Annotated in this window: 17 protein-coding genes and 1 pseudogene; 11 read left to right on the top strand and 7 right to left on the bottom strand. The window is 59.9% G+C overall.

All coding sequences use genetic code 11. The features are described from left to right. Window positions 1-112: 112 nt before the first annotated feature. Window positions 113-1,921, bottom strand: a complete 1,809-nt coding sequence (locus I5961_RS17150; protein WP_085699248.1) for a monovalent cation:proton antiporter-2 (CPA2) family protein — start codon at window positions 1,919-1,921, stop codon at window positions 113-115. A 162-nt stretch (window positions 1,922-2,083) separates the two neighbouring features. On the opposite strand from I5961_RS17150, the gene I5961_RS17145 reads away from it, so the two are divergent. Beyond that, window positions 2,084-2,998: a LysR family transcriptional regulator gene (locus tag I5961_RS17145; RefSeq protein ID WP_064597602.1), complete on the top strand. Its 915-nt coding sequence runs from the start codon at window positions 2,084-2,086 to the stop codon at window positions 2,996-2,998. Here the strand turns inward: I5961_RS17145 and I5961_RS17140 are convergent. Together I5961_RS17140 and I5961_RS17135 are read right to left on the bottom strand one after the other, a co-directional pair. Then, window positions 2,988-3,758 (bottom strand): substrate-binding domain-containing protein, encoded by a 771-nt coding sequence (locus tag I5961_RS17140; protein ID WP_227232915.1) that lies wholly within the window; start codon window positions 3,756-3,758, stop codon window positions 2,988-2,990. The two genes, I5961_RS17145 and I5961_RS17140, sit on opposite strands and share 11 nt — an antisense overlap. 10 nt (window positions 3,759-3,768) lie before the next feature. Next, the gene (locus I5961_RS17135; protein WP_085687499.1) at window positions 3,769-5,061 is read right to left on the bottom strand and encodes an MFS transporter; all 1,293 of its coding nucleotides are present in this window, start codon (window positions 5,059-5,061) and stop codon (window positions 3,769-3,771) included. A gap of 297 nt (window positions 5,062-5,358) precedes the next feature. Between I5961_RS17135 and tssI the strand changes: the two genes are divergently transcribed. The 5 genes from tssI (at window position 5,359) to I5961_RS17110 (ending at window position 13,376) form a co-directional block, all read left to right on the top strand. Further along, the gene (gene tssI / locus I5961_RS17130) at window positions 5,359-7,371 is read left to right on the top strand and encodes a type VI secretion system tip protein TssI/VgrG (protein ID WP_227232914.1); all 2,013 of its coding nucleotides are present in this window, start codon (window positions 5,359-5,361) and stop codon (window positions 7,369-7,371) included. A gap of 46 nt (window positions 7,372-7,417) precedes the next feature. Continuing rightward, a complete protein-coding gene (locus I5961_RS17125) occupies window positions 7,418-8,239 on the top strand; it encodes a DUF4123 domain-containing protein (protein WP_264373524.1) in 822 nt (273 codons plus the stop codon). Next, a complete protein-coding gene (locus tag I5961_RS17120) occupies window positions 8,236-11,649 on the top strand; it encodes a toxin VasX (protein ID WP_227232912.1) in 3,414 nt (1,137 codons plus the stop codon). The genes I5961_RS17125 and I5961_RS17120 overlap by 4 nt, the downstream gene beginning before the upstream one ends. Further along, window positions 11,624-12,814: a DUF6708 domain-containing protein gene (locus tag I5961_RS17115; RefSeq protein WP_227232911.1), complete on the top strand. Its 1,191-nt coding sequence runs from the start codon at window positions 11,624-11,626 to the stop codon at window positions 12,812-12,814. Before I5961_RS17120 ends, I5961_RS17115 begins: the two co-directional genes overlap by 26 nt. 253 nt (window positions 12,815-13,067) lie before the next feature. Further along, window positions 13,068-13,376: an RcnB family protein gene (locus tag I5961_RS17110; protein WP_227232910.1), complete on the top strand. Its 309-nt coding sequence runs from the start codon at window positions 13,068-13,070 to the stop codon at window positions 13,374-13,376. Between the two features lie 9 nt (window positions 13,377-13,385). On the opposite strand, the gene I5961_RS17105 is transcribed toward I5961_RS17110, so the two are convergent. Then, window positions 13,386-14,462, bottom strand: a complete 1,077-nt coding sequence (locus I5961_RS17105) for a sensor domain-containing diguanylate cyclase (protein ID WP_227232909.1) — start codon at window positions 14,460-14,462, stop codon at window positions 13,386-13,388. A 142-nt stretch (window positions 14,463-14,604) separates the two neighbouring features. Between I5961_RS17105 and I5961_RS17100 the strand changes: the two genes are divergently transcribed. Beyond that, on the top strand, window positions 14,605-14,943 hold the full coding sequence (locus tag I5961_RS17100) for an FKBP-type peptidyl-prolyl cis-trans isomerase (RefSeq protein WP_007952931.1): 339 nt from the start codon (window positions 14,605-14,607) through the stop codon (window positions 14,941-14,943). Between the two features lie 86 nt (window positions 14,944-15,029). Here the strand turns inward: I5961_RS17100 and I5961_RS17095 are convergent, their stop codons facing one another. Beyond that, the gene (locus tag I5961_RS17095; RefSeq protein WP_085698132.1) at window positions 15,030-15,311 is read right to left on the bottom strand and encodes a hypothetical protein; all 282 of its coding nucleotides are present in this window, start codon (window positions 15,309-15,311) and stop codon (window positions 15,030-15,032) included. A 9-nt stretch (window positions 15,312-15,320) separates the two neighbouring features. Continuing rightward, entirely contained in the window at window positions 15,321-15,692 is a 372-nt protein-coding gene (locus I5961_RS17090; protein WP_085705081.1) for a DUF6124 family protein, read from the bottom strand. A 584-nt stretch (window positions 15,693-16,276) separates the two neighbouring features. Between I5961_RS17090 and I5961_RS17085 the strand changes: the two genes are divergently transcribed. The 4 genes from I5961_RS17085 (at window position 16,277) to dmeF (ending at window position 18,311) form a co-directional block, all read left to right on the top strand. Then, window positions 16,277-16,600: a type II toxin-antitoxin system RelE/ParE family toxin gene (locus I5961_RS17085; protein ID WP_065258430.1), complete on the top strand. Its 324-nt coding sequence runs from the start codon at window positions 16,277-16,279 to the stop codon at window positions 16,598-16,600. Window positions 16,601-16,603: 3 nt separating this feature from the next. After that, window positions 16,604-16,915, top strand: a complete 312-nt coding sequence (locus tag I5961_RS17080) for a helix-turn-helix domain-containing protein (protein ID WP_227232908.1) — start codon at window positions 16,604-16,606, stop codon at window positions 16,913-16,915. A gap of 176 nt (window positions 16,916-17,091) precedes the next feature. Beyond that, window positions 17,092-17,367 carry a metal/formaldehyde-sensitive transcriptional repressor gene (locus I5961_RS17075; protein ID WP_085698135.1) on the top strand — a complete coding sequence of 92 codons (276 nt, stop codon included), beginning with the start codon at window positions 17,092-17,094 and terminating at the stop codon, window positions 17,365-17,367. A gap of 11 nt (window positions 17,368-17,378) precedes the next feature. Beyond that, window positions 17,379-18,311, top strand: coding sequence for a CDF family Co(II)/Ni(II) efflux transporter DmeF (gene dmeF / locus I5961_RS17070; RefSeq protein WP_227235616.1), 933 nt, complete (start codon window positions 17,379-17,381; stop codon window positions 18,309-18,311). Here dmeF and I5961_RS17065 read toward each other — a convergent pair. Further along, a pseudogene (locus I5961_RS17065) lies at window positions 18,308-18,461 on the bottom strand (cytochrome P450); the annotation flags it as partial. The gene dmeF and the pseudogene I5961_RS17065 overlap by 4 nt on opposite strands. Window positions 18,462-18,464 lie beyond the last annotated feature (3 nt).

Below are 18,464 nucleotides of genomic sequence, written 5' to 3'. Positions count from 1 at the left end.
CTCTGCGTGGGAATGCCTCAAGGGACGCTCCGCGTTCCAGCTCCGGAACGGACGCGGAGCGTCCCGGGCTGCATTCCCACGCGGAGCGTGGGAACGATCAACTCTGAAAACGTCAGGGCTTGCCCGATTGTTCTTCCAGTTGATCCGACTCGAACAACCGGGCCAGTTCCGCCCGCGCTTCCTGGGCGGTCTGCAGGACTTTGGCCGCGTCGTCGTACACCGCGTGTTGAGCCTCGAGCACCTGTTCGTCATGGTGCTTGAAGCGCTTGATCCGTGCATCGGCCTGGGCTTGAGTCAAGCCAAGGCCAACCAACGTGCGGCGGCTCATTTCCAGACTCGAGTAATAAGTCTCCCGGATCGGATCGGCACCGACATCCACCAACCGATGAACATGCTGCCGGTTACGCGCCCGGGCGATGATTTTCATGTGCGGGTAGAGCTTGCGCACGATTTCGGCAGTCTTGATGTTGGTTTCCGGATCGTCCGTGGCAATCACGAAATATTCCGCCTCACCAACCTTGGCCGCGTTGAGGATTTCCGGGCGCATCGGGTCACCGTAGAACACCGGCACACCACCGAAACTACGAGACAGTTCGATGGTTTCCACCGACGTATCCAACGCCACGAACTTGATGTTCTGCGCCCGCAGGATCCGCGCCACGATCTGACCCATCCGGCCCATGCCGGCGATCACGACACGTGGGGCTTCGGTTTCGATCTGGCGGAATTTCTCCGGCACCTCTACCGGCTGCACTTTCGGGCTGACCAACCGTGCGCAGACCAGCAGCAACAACGGTGTGACCGCCATCGACAGGGTAATGGTCAGCACCAGCAGGTCGTACAGACGCGGTTCGAACAGGCCCTGATCGCGACCGATCTTGAACACCACAAAGGCGAATTCACCGCCCGCCGCCAGCACGATGCCGAGGCGAATCGCGCTGACCTTGTTCAGCCCACCGGCCAGACGCCCGACCACAAACAGCAACGGCAACTTCAAGGCGATCAGCAGCAGCGTCAGCCCCAGCACCGTGATCGGCGCGCTGAGCAGCAGACCGAGGTTGGCGCCCATGCCGACGCTGATGAAAAACAGCCCCAGCAGCAGGCCCTTGAACGGCTCGATCTGCGCTTCCAGCTCATGGCGATATTCCGAATCCGCCAGCAGCAATCCGGCAAGAAACGCGCCCAACGCCATCGACACGCCGACCATGTCCATCAGCCACGCTGTGCCGATCACCACCAGCAACGCAGTGGCGGTGGAGACTTCCGGCAGACCGGTTTTCGCCACCACGCGAAACACCGGACGCAACAGATAGCGCCCGCCGATCACCACCACGGCGATGCTGCCGAGCACCTGCAAACTGTGGCGCACATCGTCGGCAGTGCTGGTGTGGTGATCGACGCCCGCAAGCATCGGCACCAGCGCGATCAGCGGGATCGCGGCGATGTCCTGGAACAGCAGAATCGCAAACGCCAGCCGTCCGTGCGGGCTGGTCAGTTCCTTGCGCTCCGCCAGGCTTTGCAAGCCGAACGCGGTGGACGACAGCGCCAGACCCAGGCCCAAGACAATCGCGCTGTTCAGCGGCTGGCCGAACACCAGCAACGCCAGCACACCAATCACCGAACCGGTCAGCAGCACCTGCGCCAGACCCACGCCGAATACCGATTTGCGCATCACCCACAAACGTCGCGGCGACAGCTCAAGACCGATGATGAACAACAGCAAAACCACGCCCAGTTCCGAGATATGGCTGACGCTTTGCGGATTGCCGATCAGGCCCAGCACCGACGGGCCGATGATCACCCCGGCAAACAGATAGCCGAGCACTGCGCCCAGTTGCAGGCGCTTGGCCAGGGGAACGGTAAGCACGGCGGCCAGAAGAAAAACGACGGCGGCTTGTAACAGATTGCCTTCATGGGGCATGAGCGGAACTCCAGTAACGCGGTACGGCGGGGGCGACAAGGATAAAGGTTGCAACAATGGCAGATCTACCGCATGCCCGGCTTGAGCAGATGTGCTTGTGTAATAATTTGCATCAATTGGTTACATTTATAGCCTCAGCGAATCAATCCTCCAGAGTCTTCCATGGCCATCAACTTCGACCTCAACGACCTGCAAGCCTTTCGCGCGGTGGTCGAGCAGGGCAGTTTCCGCAAGGCCGCCGATACCGTGCGCCTGTCGCAACCGGCCCTGAGCCGACGCATCGAAAAGCTCGAAGACGCCCTCGGCGTGAAGCTGTTCGAACGCACCACGCGAAAGGTCAGCCTGACCCAGGCCGGACGCGGTTTCATGCCCAGCGTCGAACGTTTGCTCGACGATCTGGACGTCGCGTTGCTCGGCATCAGTGAAGTCGCCTCGAACCGGCAGGGCCACGTGACTGTCGCCTGCGTGCCGTCGGCGGCGTATTACTTCATGCCGAGCGTGGTCGCCCGCTATCACCGGCAGTTCCCGCGCATCAAAGTCAAAGTCCTCGATTCCAGCGCCCACGACGTGCTGAGCGCGGTGGTCAATGGCGAGGCGGATTTCGGTCTGAGTTTCATGGGCACTCAGGAGGCGGGCGTGGATTTCGAGCCGCTGGTGCAGGAGAGCTACGTGGTCGCCTGTCGCCGCGATCATCCGCTGGCCGGGCGCAGCAGCGTGACCTGGGACGAGTTCTACCGGCAGGATTACATCTCGCTCGACAAGACCTCGGGCAACCGTTTTCTGCTGGATCAGGCTTTGGCCAAAGTGGTGCCGCAGCGCCCGAGCATCTGCGAGACGCGGCATGTGACGACCATGATCGGTCTGGTGGAAGCGGGGTTGGGCGTGGCGGCGGTGCCGTTGATGGCGATGCCGGCGGCGGATCATCCGATCCTGACGCGGGTACCGCTGACCGAACCACAAGTGATGCGCAGCGTCGGCATCATCAAACGCCGGGGCCGTACGCTGACCCCGGCGGCATTGGAACTGGAGCGGCTGGTGGTGGAAATGAAAGTCCAGCCGCCGACGGTCAGCGCTTGACCGAATCCAGCCCGGTGGCCTGCACGTCAGGCTGGGCGGCAGGCGCGGCCAGATAAGCGAGCAAGGCTTTCGCTTCCTCTGGATGCTGCGCACCCACCGGAATCCCTGCTGCAAATCGTGTTACCGACTGCACCGACTCCGGAATCTTCGCCACAAAACTCACCCCTGGCACCGGCAGCAACTCGCTGACCTGCTGGAAGCCCAGTTGATAGTCGCCCGTGGCGACCACCGAGCCCACAGGGATTTTCGGGATCATCTTCGCCTTCGGTTTCAGCTGATCTTCGATACCGAGTTTCTTGAACAACTGCTGCTCGATGTACACGCCGCTGGCGCTGTCGGAGTAGGCCACCGATTTTGCATCCAGCAGGGTTTTCTTCAGGGCATCGACATTGCTGATGTCCGGTTTTGGCGCACCTTCGCGCACCACCAGGCCGATTCGCGAATCTGCCAGTTCTACCCGCGACGCCGGGTCGACCTTGCCTTGCTTGATCAGATCATCGAGGGCGTAGCCGACCATGATCACCACGTCGGCCTTTTCGCCACGGGCAAGGCGATTGGGGATTGCCTCCGGTGCCTTGCCCATCGACGGGCCGAGTTGGGTGTCCAGGGTGTTGCCGGTGGCAGCGGCGAATTTCGGCCCGAGGATCTTGTAGGCAGCGGTAAAACCGCCGGAGGTCATGACCCGCAACTCTTCGGCCTGGGCCGCAAAGTTGAACGCAAGACCGGCGAGCAGGGCTGTAACGGTAAACAGTTTTTTCATGGTGATGTTCTCAGGCAGTAGCAGGTTGCAGACGACCGCCGGCGCGGCGATACAGATACAGCGTCGCACCCAGTGCGCAGAGCGCGCCGATGCTCATCCAGTAACCCGGAGCGGCTTTGTCGCCGGTGTACTGGATCAGGAAGGTCGACATCGCTGGCGTGAATCCGCCGAACACGGCGGTGGCGAGGCTATAGGCCAGGGAGAAACCGGCCACGCGCACTTCTACCGGCATGATTTCGGTCAGGGCCGGAATCATCGCGCCGTTGTACAGGCCGTAGATAAACGACAGCCACAACAGCGACAGCAGCATATGGCTGAAGCTTGGCGCCTGCACCAGATACGACAGCGCCGGATACGTGGTGGCCAGGGCCAGCAACGCCATGGCGATCAGCACCGGACGGCGCCCGACACGATCGGACAACGCGCCGCCAATCGGCAGCCAGAAAAAGTTGGAAACGCCCACCAGCAGAGTCACCAGCAACGCATCGGAGGTGCTCAGGTGCAGCACGGTTTTACCGAAGGTCGGTGCGTACACGGTGATCAGGTAAAACGCGGTGGTGGTCAGGGCAACCATCAGCATCCCGCCCAGCACTACGCCCCAGTTCTGACCGAGGGTGCGGAACACTTCCTTCATGCTCGGACGATGTTTACGTGCGGCGAACTCTTCGGTTTCCGCCAGATTTCGTCGCAGAAAGAAGATGAACGGGACGATCATGCAGCCGACGAAAAACGGAATCCGCCAGCCCCAATCGGCAACCGCTTGCGGTGCCATCCACTGGTTCAAGCCATAACCCAGCGCAGCGGCGACGACGATGGCCACCTGCTGACTGGCCGACTGCCAGGCGGTAAAAAAGCCTTTGCGACCGGGCGTGGCGATCTCCGAGAGATACACCGAAACCCCGCCCAGTTCCGCACCCGCGGAGAAGCCTTGCAACAGCCGCCCGATCAACACCAGCGCCGGGGCAAACAGGCCGATGGTTTCATATCCGGGCACCAGCACAATCAGGATCGTGCCGCTGGCCATGATCGACAGGGTGACGATCAGACCTTTGCGCCGACCGACGTCATCGATGTACGCGCCGAGCACAATAGCCCCCAGCGGACGCATCAAAAAGCCTGCGCCGAACACTGCAAAAGTCATCATCAGAGAGGCGAACTCACTGCTCGCCGGGAAGAACACCGCCGCGATCTGCGTGGCGTAGAAGCCGAACAGAAAGAAGTCGAACTGTTCGAGGAAGTTACCCGAGGTCACCCGGAAAATGGCGCCGGCCCGCGAGCCGCCGTGTGGGATTGAGGCTGTCATAGAAAAGTACTCCACCGCTTTTATGACGTGCGCGACGGGGAGGCGGCGCACGGTTTTTATTGGGGCGGATAGTGGCGCGCAGGGATCGATTTGTTAATTGCATAGTTGGCATGGATTGATGTGCGGAGCGGATCAATGCAGTTGTTCCTATTTAGCGACTGTTCCTACAAAGACTGACGAAGCGCCTTACATAAAATCACTGCCTTCCCTTGATAGCGTGCCCGCCAATTCTCGCGAGCACGAACCACGGACGGTTTGGACATCGCGCTCTTTTCCTCTTTGCTTAAGGATAAGCGTATGTTCCGGTCGGCCAATGCGGCGCATTTCGTGTTGCAGATTCCTGCGATCCGCCACGACTTCAAGGTCCTGGCCTTCAGCGGCACCGAAGCGATCAGCACCCTCTACGGCATTCACATTGAACTGGTCAGCGAACACTCGGATTTCGATCTGGAAAGCTTGCTTGCCCGGCCCGCGTTTCTGCAGTTTGGCCACAACGGCGAAGGCATTCACGGGCATATCGAGGATGTGTTGGCGGGTGAGTCGGGCAAGCGTCTGACCCGCTACCACCTGACACTGGTGCCGGCGCTGCACTACTTGCAGTTCGGTCGTGATCAGCGGATTTTCCAGCAGCGTACGGTGCCGCAGATCATCGCGCAGGTGCTCAAGGGGCATGGCATTCAAGCGGATGCCTTCAGCTTTCATGTCGCGGCGAATCCGCCCCGTGATTACTGCACCCAGTACGGCGAATCCGATCTGGAGTTCATCCAGCGCCTGTGCGCCGAGGACGGTATCGCCTGGCATCACCAGCACTCGGTGGACGGGCATCTGCTGGTCTTCACCGATGACCAGGTGTTTTTACCCAAGCTTGGCGCCACGCCCTATCGGCAGGACTCCGGCATGGTGGCCGAGCACTCGGTGGTCAGCCGTTTCAGCATTCGTACCGGCACCCGCACCAGCACGGTCGTGCGCCGCGACTATGACCTCAAGCGCCCGAGCCTGCTGGTCGAGAGTCGCTTTACCGCCGATTTCACTCCGGTGCTGGAGGATTACCGCTATCCGCTGTTGATCGAGAACGAAAGACGCGGCAAGCAGCTCGCACGGCAGGCGCTTGAGCGCTCTCGCGCCGACTATGAGCTGGGTGAAGGAGAGAGCGATCAAGCCAACCTGCGCAGCGGCCATCTCTTTGAACTGGCCGAACACCCGCGCCAACACTGCAACGACCTGTGGCTGTTGCTCAGCGTTTCCCACGAGGGGCGTCAGCCCCAGGTGCTTGAAGAATCGGTCACCAGCGATGCGAAAGACACCGACGGTTTCACCCAGGGTTATCGCAATACCTTCAGCGTCATCCCTGCCGAGGTGGTGTTCCGGCCACCGCTGCCGGCACCTCGTCGTCCGCTGGTCAGTCAGACCGCCCGAGTCACCGGGCCGGTCGGCGAAGAGATCTATTGCGATGAGTTTGGCCGGGTGAAGTGCGAGTTCCCATGGGACCGCGCCGAACTCGACAGTGAGCGCAGCAGTTGCTGGCTACGGGTTTCGTCGAGTTGGGCCGGTGAAAGCTTCGGCTCGGTGACGATCCCGCGCATCGGCATGGAAGTGCTGGTGACCTTTCTGGAGGGTGATCCGGATCAGCCGCTGATTACCGGGTGCGTGGCCAACAAAGTCACCTCGGTGCCCTACACCCTGCCTGAGCACAAGAGCAAAACCGTGCTGCGCAGCCACAGTTCGCCACACACCGGCGGCTACAACGAACTGATGATCGAAGACCGTGCCGGGCAGGAAAAAATCTACCTGCGGGCCGAGCGCGACTTCGAACAACTGATCCTCAATGACAGCCACAGCCAGATCCGGCGCGACCGTTTCCAGCAGGTGGACAACCAGAGCACCAGCCTGATCAAGGCGGATGAACGACACACCACCGACGGAACGCGCCATACGGTCATCGGCACCGACGATCTGCTCAGCATCAGCGGCAACAGCAGCACCACGGCGGACGGCACGCTGGTCATCCAGGCCGGCCCCCATGCGCGGGTCACCGCCAGCCAGGTGGTGATCGATGCCGGGACCAGCCTGACGCTGACGGCGGGCGGGCATCACATCGTGATCAATTCGGGCGGGATCTTCAGCAGCGTGGCGATTGTCGAGGGTGGTGCGCCGGTGGCGGGTATCGCGGCGTTATCAGCAACGCCATCAACCGAAAAAAAACCTCCGGCCCCCGTATTGCTCCAGTCACAGCGTTTGGCCCTGATGGCCAGAAGGCCGATCTGCGCGGTGTGCGAAGCCACCCAACCACGTGGAGAGGCCGATGCTTGAACTCCCTTCGTTACCCCATGACTTGCCTTGGTCCGTGCCGGCTTACTTGCTGCTGGACGGTGTGAGCACCCCCGATCTGCCGCAATGCCTGCAACGTTGGAACAGCCCGGCGTATTGCCTCTATCAAGGCACGCGCTGGCAGGAACTGGCAGATATATCGCCGTACCTGATCACCCTCAACGGCGCAGACGATCCGTTGCTGACGTACTTTCAGGAAAGCGCCGCATTGGAATGGGGATTTTTGCTGTTCAGCGATGCTGATACAGCAACGCTCTGCAAGCACTGGCGTCGTCTGCTCGCCGTCAAACATCCGAGCACGGTGGAGGTCATGCTGCGCATCGGCGATCCCGCTGTCATGCATCAATTGCTCGACCTTGCGCAGCAGGCCAACAGCACACGCTGGTTTGGCCCCGTCCAGCATCTGTGCCTGCCTGATGGGCTTCGGGCCACCTGGCTACAACATCAACGTGTGGATCATGCCGCGCCCGACACCCCCGAGATCTATCAGTTGACCGAAGGGGAACTCACGGCGCTGGGAGAGGCACAGTTTCATCAGTCGGTGATTGGCCTCAACGATCACTTGCGGCGGTATTTCCCCGGATTCATGGCGTCCTGCGCAGATCGGGAACGCCTTCGATTTGCCGAAAAAACAGCGCAACAGGCCTATGAACAAGGCTTCACCTCAGAACAGGAAATCACGCTCTACGCCAACGTGTTGGGCTATCTGGCCGGGCAGCCATTGGAGAGTCACCCGGACATTGTCGAGCTGCTGACCGTGCCTTCACAGCAGTGCCCGCTGAAACGCGTGCAACGCGCTGCCGAGCTGGCGCATGAACGTTCGACCCGTCTGCCGGGAGATTTGTCATGACAGCCGCCAATATCGCCGCCCTGGCCAAAAGCACCCAAGACATCCGCTCACCTATGGGGCAGTGCTTCTTGATGAGCGAAAAAGTGCAGTTGCTGCCCCTGCGCTACGGTCTGGTGGAAAACCTCGATCCTTCAGCCGAACTGAGCATACCGCTCAAGCTGAACAGCCAACCGTTGGGCATTCGTCTGCTGCGTGACGGCTACCTGTACATCATTGATAACGGCACCGGTTACCTGCATGAATACCGCATTGAGCAAGGCCAGATCAGCAAACTGGTCTGGAAGGGTCGGGAAGTCGCCAGCGACATGCGCACCACGTCGATTGGCGAGCCGCAATTGGTGTTCTCCCGGCAGCACACGTTGTTCGCCAGCTATTCGGAAATCCAGTGGACGGCCTACAAATGTTCGCAAGTGCTCAAGGACGTCGCTGAGCGTGAGCACTGGATGCAACGCATCGAACTGGCGAGTGCCTGTCCGGACAAGGGCGGCATGCACCTGCTGAGCCAACGTCAGGCGGATACCTGGCTGGCCGAGGTTGCGGAAAAAACCGCGCCAATGGATCTGCCCGAGGGTGCCAACCCGCAGCAACGCCAGTCTTACGCTTGGGAAGACACATCACTGTTCAAAAGCACGTCGATTGAAACCCTCAGCAGCCAAGTGCTGGGGGCGCATCAGAACGATTACCTGTTTCTGGTTTTGCGTGACGACTTTGGTGTGATGCGCGACCTGGCCAGCGCCCAACTGAAGGTCGCGGACTGGCTCGATCATTGGAGTAGCGATGAGGCCGCCCAGCGTCGCTACCTCACCGGCGCCTACATCCAGTCGTTGTACGAAGTGACCCCGGCACGCCTTGATGCACTGGCCAGCACCGACCCCGCCGCCAAAGCCCTGAGGGACGAAACCAACGCTGAGCAACAGGCAGTCATTGAGGACTACTTGCGTACCAAACGCGACCACGCCGGGCGGCCAATATTTGGCGATGAAGACCATTGGCGAAAAGCGGCCGCGACCGATCCTTATGCGCGCGCGACCGTCAACCTGCTGGACGCCCTGGGTCAGGTGCTTTGGCAAAAACACCGAGACACTATCGCGGCACTGCACTTGCAGACATGGCAGGCGTTGTTCGGAAAGGAGCTCGGCCAGCGCGGCATCGATCACCTGATCAACCGCGCCGACATGCAAGCGTTCGTCAGCCAGCAGCAGACGCTGCTGAGCCATTGGCACACGCGCTTGCAGGCCATTCGCGAAGATCGCCTGGACATGATCGTCGCCGGTCACTTTCACCGGGCGGCCTGGTATTACGACTTTCGCAACGACGAACATATCCGCCATCGCCTTGAAACCGAGTTCCTCTGCGTCGCAGCCCTGTGCTGGAACAGTGAGGCCACGGAAAAACTGGCGGCCTATCTGGAAAGCAACCTGCTGACCGTCGTGCCAGGGCTGGACACCTTGACCCTTGCCGATCAGCGGGACGTGAGCAAGAAACTCATGGACCTGAGCAGCTTCTCGATCAAGGCCGCGGCGGCGCAGGAAAGTCTTGATGCGGTTAACGTGCTGACCAATCAGTTCAGAAGCTTGATGAATGAGCGGTTACCCAACTTTGCGGATCTGAATGGGCGGTTTAGTGGGCTGCAGAGTTTGTTGGATGGGGCTTACGTGCCGGCGCATCAACTGATCGCAGCGGATCAGTTGAATCGGGCACACTCAGAATTCAAACGCCAACAACCAGTCGACCCAGCCAGCTTCATCCGTAGTCTCGGTATCTCAACGCGACTGCAGCTGCTGCGCGAGTTTTCCCGTAGCGGCTTGACCTTGCGGGCAGCGTCGGCGTCCGAGTTTCAGGCCTTCAACAAGAGCCGCGATGCCGCGCTCGACCTGCGTCGCCAGCTCAGTGAGACCTACAAACTGCGTCATCGCGAATTGTCGCGGCAGATCTACGGCCTCGCCGCCCCAGGCAGTGAGCAGGTGCACAACCAGCGGATCAACCAGCTCAAGGCCGCGCTCCTGCCGCTGGAAGACAACCTAAGTCGCGCCCTGACCGTCGGTTCAAGCGGGCCGGGCCAGATTGGCACGGTGATCGACGGCATGGCTCCGGGGTTACGGGAAGAAATGCAGCGCACCGTACGTGATTTCCGCGCGACGGGAACGTTTGGCAAACCGATGGCGGGTGCGTTGAAGTCCAAGGGCGACGGGATTGCGTTATTGCTGTTTGTTTATCAGGGGCAGAAGTTTGTTGAGGCGTTGAGTGCATTTGGTAAAAAGGGCACGGCGCCGCTTCCTGACTGGGGGACACTATTCGAATCATCGGTTGGCATGCTGGCAGCGGGATTTGCCGTAGTTCAAGGTCTGTCGGTGACGATCCTTCAGGCGCATATCGAACAAATGGACAGTGCCGCTGGCAAGCTCAACTCCATGAGTCGGTTAGGGCGCTGGACGGCGGGGGCGGGGTTTGGAGCATTCATATTCGGTGGTTTGGCTGCCATAACCGATTCAGTCAAACATTCGCAGCAATGGGGTAAAGCGTTGGCCGAAGGTAATTATCAGGAGTTAGCTGCCACCACCTTGCAAATTGCCGGTGACGCTACCCTAGTGGGCACCAATACCTGGGGCGCCAAACACACGACGTCGATCATCACTCAGGTTCTGAGAAAACCCGCCGAACTGCGTGCTATTGCCTGGGCTGAAGCCAGTCCCCGACTGCTGGGCATCGCCGCCCAGGCCAACCTTGTGGGTTTGATCGGTACGGCTCTGCAACTGCTGGGCGAGGGCTTGTACAACTACTTCAATCTGGACGCCTTGCAAAAGTGGCTGCAAGCGAGTGCCTGGGGCGCCGCCGACCTGCAACGCAGCCTGCCGGAAGACTGGAGCGCATTGGCAAGGGTGGTGCAACAGCCAACCTGCGAACTGATCCGCGAGGGCAAGCGCACCTGTTTGCAGCTCAGACTGCCCGGCGTGCGCACCCGGGAAATGGACAGCCGTCAATTGCAACTGTTGGCCCATCAACAGACCCGTGCAGTACCGATTCACGGTCCCTACAACAGTCAGCTGCCACCCCGGCGCTGGCAGGAAAGCAGCGCCGCGTGGGCCGCGGTTGCCGTAGTCGTCAGTCAGGGAGACGAGGTACTGACCCTGCAGTTGCCTATCGCCGAGGCCTTGCAAACGACGGACTTCGCTCTGGCGCTCAACATCGGTTACCAACTGGAAGCCGGACGTGACCTGATACACCGCACCTGTTTCGTCCTGCGCGATCTGCGCATCGCCACGGAACGTGGTGTACGTTTGCCGGCCCAGGGCCGGTTCACCCTCGACCCCGTCGAAACCTTGCCTGATGGCTTGAGCAAGGCGCCGTACTGGTTGTTCACCCGCGAAGAAATGGCGACTGTCGATGTTCAGCAAACTGTTCAAGCGTAAAAGCAAGCCCGAAACCAAAGACCCGGCACCGGACATTCGCAGCCAACGGCCGAGCGCCGGGGAGTTGCGGGTCCGCGGGCTGAATGAAACCCTGTTTCTGGCGCCGCTGCCGGTTTACACCGGGCAGGCTCAGGTGTCCCGGCGTAACTTTTCGGAGATGAATGAGACCTTTCTGGAGTTGGGGGGGAATAATCGGGGCACAGTTGAGCAAGCGAAAATCTTGGCTGCCGGGATTTGGATGGTTTTGTTCCTCGCTTTTTTAATGCCTGTTCTCATCTCTATCTGGCTTGTATTTTTCAGCCCATCAGAATTCAGTCGGAAGTTTTCTGAAATAGTTTGGGATGGATTGCAAGTTTTCGTCACGGGTTCGCTTTTATCCGTTATTCCAATTGGTGGCTACGTCTACGGCATGCTCTCCAACGTCCGAACCCTCGCCAAAAGCTACCCCGTACGCTTCAACCGCCAACGCCGCGAAGTCTGCTACATCGACGACACCACTCATCGCGTACTGATCGTGCCGTGGGAAAGTGTGGTGGCCTGGGTCGCGCGCAGTCAGGGCGTCACCGGTTACGGCGCCCTGCGTGATTACACCTTCGGCATGGGGCTGGAGGACGAAGAGCACGACACCGTGCAATTTATCCTGATGGCCCAGCCCAGCGACGTGCATGCGCTGGGCATGTGGGCGTCGATTCGCAATTACATGGAGGAAGGGGAGTTGGTGGATACGCCCAATCCCATGCTCGTTCTGCTGGGGCTGACCCCGACCGAAGACGAGCTCAAACCTTATGAAGGACTGCATACGTTTGAAATTGAACGTAAAGGAGCGCGCTTCATGGGCTCGTTAGACGATGGCGCCGAAGACCTGAGCGCCGAACAGCGCCACCGTTACGGTTACGGTAAACGCACCCGATGGCCCCTGCGCTGGTGGTACGTCCGCCGCGTCCTGACCTTCTGGAAAATGCCCTACCTGATCGCCGAATGGGCCCACCGCAAAGGTCGTCCGACCCTGCCGGACAGCGTGCAAGCCTGGTCGCAACCCCTGCCTCCCGAGCAATGGGCCAAACCCAGCCCCGCGCTGCAAAAAGCCAACGCGCTGGTCAAACACGCCATGGACAAAAAAGGCATCAATTTCGTCGATGCCTGCAAAGCGGCGGGGCTGCATTGAGCAGGGACGGCTTGAGCAAGGCGCCGTACTGGTTGTTCACCCGCGAAGAAATGGCGACTGTCGATGTTCAACAAACTGTTCAAGCGTAAACGCGAGCCTGAATCCGCAGAATGGAGTTAATGATTCAGCCTGCCAGCGATAGCGGTCTTTTTGACGACTACAGTCTCTCGGTCAGCCGAGACCAAAAACACGGAATGATTCCCGAACCCCGCAGTCGGAGTTCAGGTATCACACATCTGAAGGAGGTTCACCGATGAACAACAAGACCCTAATCGCCAGCCTGGCCCTCGTCGCCGGCATCGCCGGGATCAGCCCCCTCGTTCAAGCGGCGCAAACCTCGAACGATACTGTCGAACAATCACCGACCGGCAAACGCGAACTGAACGTCAACGACCGCGCCCCGGATATCTACCAGCGCAGCGAAAAAGCCATCAAAAACTGGAAACAGAAAGGCCTCAAGCAACCAGAGCCGCAGGCGCAGTGGGTGCAGATCAACGATAAATACGTGATGGTGATGATTACCAACGGGACGATTGTGGCGATTCAGCCGGTCGAGAAATAGCCTGGGGACTCAATCAACCCGGCCATGACTCAGCAACTGTCCGCCACCCAACCGATATTGATTGTTCCCGCTGCGCTTGGCCTCATACATCGCCAGATCGGCAATGTGCAGCAAGCGATCCATGGTCGGCGCGTGGTCGGGGAATACGGCGACGCCGAGGCTGGTGCCGATGTGGCGTTGGTCGTTGCCGATCGGAATGGGTGGGGACAATTCGATGAAGATTTTCTGGCAGATGCTGCGGGCTTCGTCCTGCAGGTTCAGGCCGGGGGCGAGGCCTTGCAGGATGACCACGAATTCATCGCCGCCGATCCGCGCGACGGTGTCGCTGACTCGCAGGATGCGTTTCAGGCGAGTGGCGGTAGTGATCAAAACGCGGTCGCCGGCGGCGTGACCGTAGCGGTCGTTGATTGCTTTGAAGCCGTTGAGATCGATGAACACCAGCGCCACCCGCGTCTCGGTCACGCGGGCATGTTCGAGTGCTTCCGATAGCCGTTCTTCCAGCACCAGCCGATTCGGCAGACCGGTCAGCGGATCGAAATGGGCCAGATGCTGGAGATAGCTGGCCGAAGCCTTTTCTTCGGTAATGTCGCGCACCACGCCCATCATCTTGATCACCGCGTCGTGATCGTTGCGTACCACGTTGCCGGTTTCCCGCAGCCAGCGAATCGTGCCGTCGGGCCAGACCACGCGGTATTCCTCATCGTGGTTTTCACCGGTTTCCAGACAGCGCAATTCTCCGGCGCGCACCTTGGCGCGATCATCGGGGTGCACGCACGAGCAAAACAGGGCGTAGGAGGGTGTCACCTCGCCGATCTTGAACCCGAACATGCCGAAGATCGCATCCGACCAGTAGAGCCGGTCGGTGTCGACCTCCCAGTCCCAGGTGCCGATCCGGGCGAAATACTGGCTGCGCTTGAAGCGGTCGGCGTCGCCATCCTGGTGAATGTTCTGTCCTTCGGCCGCACGGGTGAGCAGTTCGCGATACTCGGCGAGTTGCTGACGAAGTTCGTGCACTCGGCGGATCAGAACGGCGATCACGACCATCAGCACAACGACAATGGCAAAGCCGATCCAGAGTTGAGTCATTCAAACATCGCTGACATGGCGTATCGATTCGGGATGGGTGGCGGGTGGCCATCATCCATCACGGCCAACACGGGGTCAAACGGTTGCCAAGGGCCGGCATTTCTGGGAAAACGGCGGCCAGCGGAACAATAGAGCGAATGTTATGAATGACGAACTGCAGATAATCGATCTTCAGCCCGGTGACGGAAAAGCCGCCGTCAAAGGCGCGTTGATCACCACCCAGTACACCGGTTGGCTGGAAGACGGCACCGAATTCGATTCGTCCTGGAGCCGGGGCAAGCCGTTTCAGTGTGTGATCGGTACGGGCCGGGTCATCAAGGGTTGGGATCAAGGGATCATGGGCATGCAGGTGGGCGGCAAGCGCAAGCTGCTGGTGCCGGCGCATCTGGGTTATGGCGAGCGGACGATGGGCAAGATTCCGCCTAATTCGAATCTGGTGTTTGAGATTGAGTTGCTGGAGGTTTTGACGCGGGAGGATTGATTGCCCGTTTCACTGCTGAGGTCATAAAACCCGCTGTCTCCTTTCACGGAGCCAGCGGGTTTTTTCTTGCCTTTTTACCTGGGGCGTTACGCGGCAATCGCCATCTCATCCAGCGTCGCGGCAACCGTGCTGGTCAGGCTTGGAAATCGGCGCTTTACGCTGGTGAGTGCGGGCAGCAGTCGATTGCGGTCCAGTTCGCCATGGTCACGGGCGAGTTGGGTGAGGGCGTTGAGTGCGGCAGTGACGATGGATTTTCGTTCGCTCTCGAGCAGTAGCAGACAGACTTTCTGGGCCCACTGGCTGTCTTTTTCGTTGAGGCCGATGGAGATCAGAGCGGCGACGATGTGTGCATCGGATTTGCTTTCCATGGGTGTTCCTCAGGTCGTGGCATCGAGAGTGTCCAGCGCCCGATTGACCGCCAGTTCGCCACACATCACCACTTGGGCGATGCCCAGCACGGTGCTGCGGTAGGGCGGGTCCAACAGCGCGGCGAAGTCGTTGAGCATCACGCTGGCCGAGGCCATCGATTCGCAGGCGTGGGCCAGCAAGGCATGTTGATCGATGTGGGGGGCGATGAGGAACATGCGGCCGGGGCAGTGCTGTTTCGGGGCGGTGGGTTTCAGGTAGTGGTCGAGAGCGCGCTCGGCGGCTTCGTGGAGTTTCTTTGAGTCGGTGGACGAGTAGGGCGAAGTCGGGTCGGACTCGTTGGGAGCGTCTTTTTCGGGTGGATCGGGTACGTATTTGAACATTCGGGAAAGCCTCAAAGTGATGCCGACACCACCTCGCGACTAAACGAATAGGTGGCAGCTGTACGCAGGTTAGTCGACCGGCGACTTCCCAAAACCGGCGCACCCGAGGGTGCCCTGCACACAGCCGCCATAGAGTGCAGATGAAGGTCACCTGACTTGTCTGGAGCACATGTAAAGTTTTGAGAAATCATCGAGCGACTAAACCCGTTCACTGACCATTCAGTGATGCGAATCAAGTTACCGACGCCCTCAAAACCGCACAAGCCGGCGGATTCTGGCGTAGTTGTAGGCAAAGGCGCAAGGCAATGTAGCCTCCCGGATGGGGGCAAAATGATGCGTCATTTTTCAGTCCGCCATCGCGAGCAAGCTCGCTCCCACAGGGGATCTGTGTGGGCTTAACAAGTGTGCCGACTCGCCAATTTCTGCTTTGTGATACCAAATGTCAGATAAGCCAATTCAAACTTGATTTATATCGGTTTCGATATAGTCTGCTGTATGTGATCGCTGCCATTCCTTGCAACACACCGCCGCGACACGATTCCGTCCGGGCTATTACGCTTTTCCTTCCAACACAGGAGAAGCCAATGCCAAGACACAAGGACGTGGTGTTTGTCGGGAGTGCGCTCAAGGATTTGAGAGCTTTTCCCCTCGATGCTCGCAGAGCTGCAGGATTCCAACTGGATCTGTTGCAACAGGGCGACGAACCCTTTGACTGGCGCCCCATGAAAACAGTCGGGCGGGGCGTCAATGAAATCAGAATCACCGAGGATTCAGGGGCGTTTCGAGTGTTTTATGTGGTCAACCGGCCTGACGCGATTTATGTGCTGCACGCCCTGCAAAAGACCACGCGCAAAACCGAGACGCGAGACATAGAACTGGCACGGGCCAGATACCAGGAAATAGGTTGAACCATGACGGATCATCAAAACTCTTCCCAGCGTTTCTCAAGCGTCTGGGATGCACTGGAAGACACGCCGCAGGAAGCGGCCAACTTGCGCCTGCGGGCCAAGCTGATGCGCACGCTGTGCGAAACGATTCGTGCCTGGGAGCTTCCGCAGAAGGAGGCGGCCAAGCGTCTTGGCATCACCCAGCCGCGCCTCAACGACGTACTCAACGGCAAAATCGACAAATTCTCTCTCGATGCGCTGGTCAACCTGTCGGCCGCCGCGCAACTGGACGTAGACCTCTGCTTCTCGTCGTCCCCGCCACTGCAATGGGCCTGACAGACGAGGGTTCCCAACGGCCCTGCCTCTGAACAGCCTTCCAGAGGCGGCGCCGTCTGACGTGCCGCCTCATTCACATCAAAATTTCAAGCCGCGACGGATGGTCGAAAGCAGGCCTTGCCCCTTCTGATCTAAACAGCGACTATGCTCGCCATATAGGGGTAGGGGGTATAGGTATGTCGCACACACACGAACACAAAGGCGAGTTGCTTAACCGCGTCCGGCGCATTGCCGGGCAGGTTCAGGCTGTCGAAAAAGCGCTGGAGTCCGAGGCCGATTGTGCCAAGACGTTGCACTTGATGGCGGCGGTTCGCGGGGCGATCAACGGCCTGATGGAGCAGTTCATCGAGGCCCACGCCCGCGAGCATGTCGCCCGTCCCGACCTCAGCGACGAGGCCCGCGCCCAAGGCGTGGAAGAGTTGTTGCTGGCCATCCGCCGATATTCCAAGTGAGCGCCGATATCATGACCCTCAAGGTTGATGACTTTTCCCACGACCACCAGTTTCTCGGTGCTTCCCACGATGAAAACGCCCGCCGCACGCTCTGGGTGGTGGTTCTGACCTTCGTGATGATGATCGGCGAGATTGCCGCCGGTTATCTCACCGGTTCGATGGCATTGCTGGCCGACGGTTTCCACATGGCGACTCACGCCGGCGCCTTGGGCATCGCGGCGGCGGCCTACGGTTTTGCCCGGCGCAACGCCAACAACCGGCGCTACAGTTTCGGCACCGGCAAGGTCGGCGATCTGGCGGGTTTTGCCTCGGCGATGGTGCTGGGGCTGGTGTCGCTGGGGATTGCCGGGGAATCGGTTTTCCGTCTGTTCCAGCCGACCAGCGTGGCGTTCGGCGAAGCCACCTTGATCGCCGTGGTCGGACTGGGCGTCAACCTGCTCAGCGCGTTTTTGCTGGCCGGCCATCACAGCCATCATGACCACGGCCATAGTCACGACCACAGCCATGATCACGGTCATCATCACCATCACGACAACAACCTGCGATCAGCCTACATGCACGTACTGGCAGACGCGTTGACCTCGGTGCTGGCGATTGCCGCGCTGCTGGCCGGTCGCTATCTGGGCTGGGTGTGGATGGATCCGGTGATGGGCATTGTCGGTTCCGTCGTCATCGCCAAATGGGCCTGGAACCTGATGCGCGACAGCGCCGCCGTGCTGCTCGATACCACCGATGAGCCGGTGGCCGAGGAGATCCGCGAACTGCTGGAAACCTCCGATGACGTACGCATCAGCGATTTGCACGTCTGGCAGGTCGGCCCGCAGGCGCGGGCGGCGATTGTCAGCGTAGTCGCGGCGGCTGGCGTGACTGCTGAAGCGATTCGCGAGCGTCTGGCACCGGTGCATGAGTTGTCGCACCTGACGATCGAATTACGCAACGCCTAAGCCCGTACTTCGCTGAACAGCGGAATTCGCCCGTTCAGCGAAGGGCGGTAATGCCAGGCGAACCGCTTCAGGTCGATGTCATGGGCGAGGATTTCACTGATCGTCGCTGGCAATCGTCATCGCCGGCCTTTGCCCCTGACATTGGTGCCGACG

The sequence above is a fragment of the Pseudomonas sp. IAC-BECa141 genome (genome assembly GCF_020544405.1).
Taxonomy (GTDB): Bacteria; Pseudomonadota; Gammaproteobacteria; order Pseudomonadales; family Pseudomonadaceae; genus Aquipseudomonas.
This window is presented reverse-complemented; position numbering and strand designations above follow the sequence as displayed.

Bases quoted from the DNA above. Each gene is read 5' to 3' on its own strand.
- I5961_RS17105 (WP_227232909.1), bottom strand. From the start codon at position 14,462: ATGACTCAACTCTGGATCGGCTTTGCCATTGTCGTTGTGCTGATGGTC.
- I5961_RS17090 (WP_085705081.1), bottom strand. From the start codon at position 15,692: ATGTTCAAATACGTACCCGATCCACCCGAAAAAGACGCTCCCAACGAG.
- I5961_RS17115 (WP_227232911.1), top strand. From the start codon at position 11,624: ATGTTCAGCAAACTGTTCAAGCGTAAAAGCAAGCCCGAAACCAAAGAC.
- I5961_RS17080 (WP_227232908.1), top strand. From the start codon at position 16,604: ATGACGGATCATCAAAACTCTTCCCAGCGTTTCTCAAGCGTCTGGGAT.
- I5961_RS17110 (WP_227232910.1), top strand. From the start codon at position 13,068: ATGAACAACAAGACCCTAATCGCCAGCCTGGCCCTCGTCGCCGGCATC.
- I5961_RS17100 (WP_007952931.1), top strand. From the start codon at position 14,605: ATGAATGACGAACTGCAGATAATCGATCTTCAGCCCGGTGACGGAAAA.
- I5961_RS17135 (WP_085687499.1), bottom strand. From the start codon at position 5,061: ATGACAGCCTCAATCCCACACGGCGGCTCGCGGGCCGGCGCCATTTTC.
- I5961_RS17075 (WP_085698135.1), top strand. From the start codon at position 17,092: ATGTCGCACACACACGAACACAAAGGCGAGTTGCTTAACCGCGTCCGG.
- I5961_RS17145 (WP_064597602.1), top strand. From the start codon at position 2,084: ATGGCCATCAACTTCGACCTCAACGACCTGCAAGCCTTTCGCGCGGTG.
- tssI (WP_227232914.1), top strand. From the start codon at position 5,359: ATGTTCCGGTCGGCCAATGCGGCGCATTTCGTGTTGCAGATTCCTGCG.
- I5961_RS17120 (WP_227232912.1), top strand. From the start codon at position 8,236: ATGACAGCCGCCAATATCGCCGCCCTGGCCAAAAGCACCCAAGACATC.
- I5961_RS17150 (WP_085699248.1), bottom strand. From the start codon at position 1,921: ATGCCCCATGAAGGCAATCTGTTACAAGCCGCCGTCGTTTTTCTTCTG.
- I5961_RS17095 (WP_085698132.1), bottom strand. From the start codon at position 15,311: ATGGAAAGCAAATCCGATGCACACATCGTCGCCGCTCTGATCTCCATC.
- dmeF (WP_227235616.1), top strand. From the start codon at position 17,379: ATGACCCTCAAGGTTGATGACTTTTCCCACGACCACCAGTTTCTCGGT.
- I5961_RS17140 (WP_227232915.1), bottom strand. From the start codon at position 3,758: ATGAAAAAACTGTTTACCGTTACAGCCCTGCTCGCCGGTCTTGCGTTC.
- I5961_RS17085 (WP_065258430.1), top strand. From the start codon at position 16,277: ATGCCAAGACACAAGGACGTGGTGTTTGTCGGGAGTGCGCTCAAGGAT.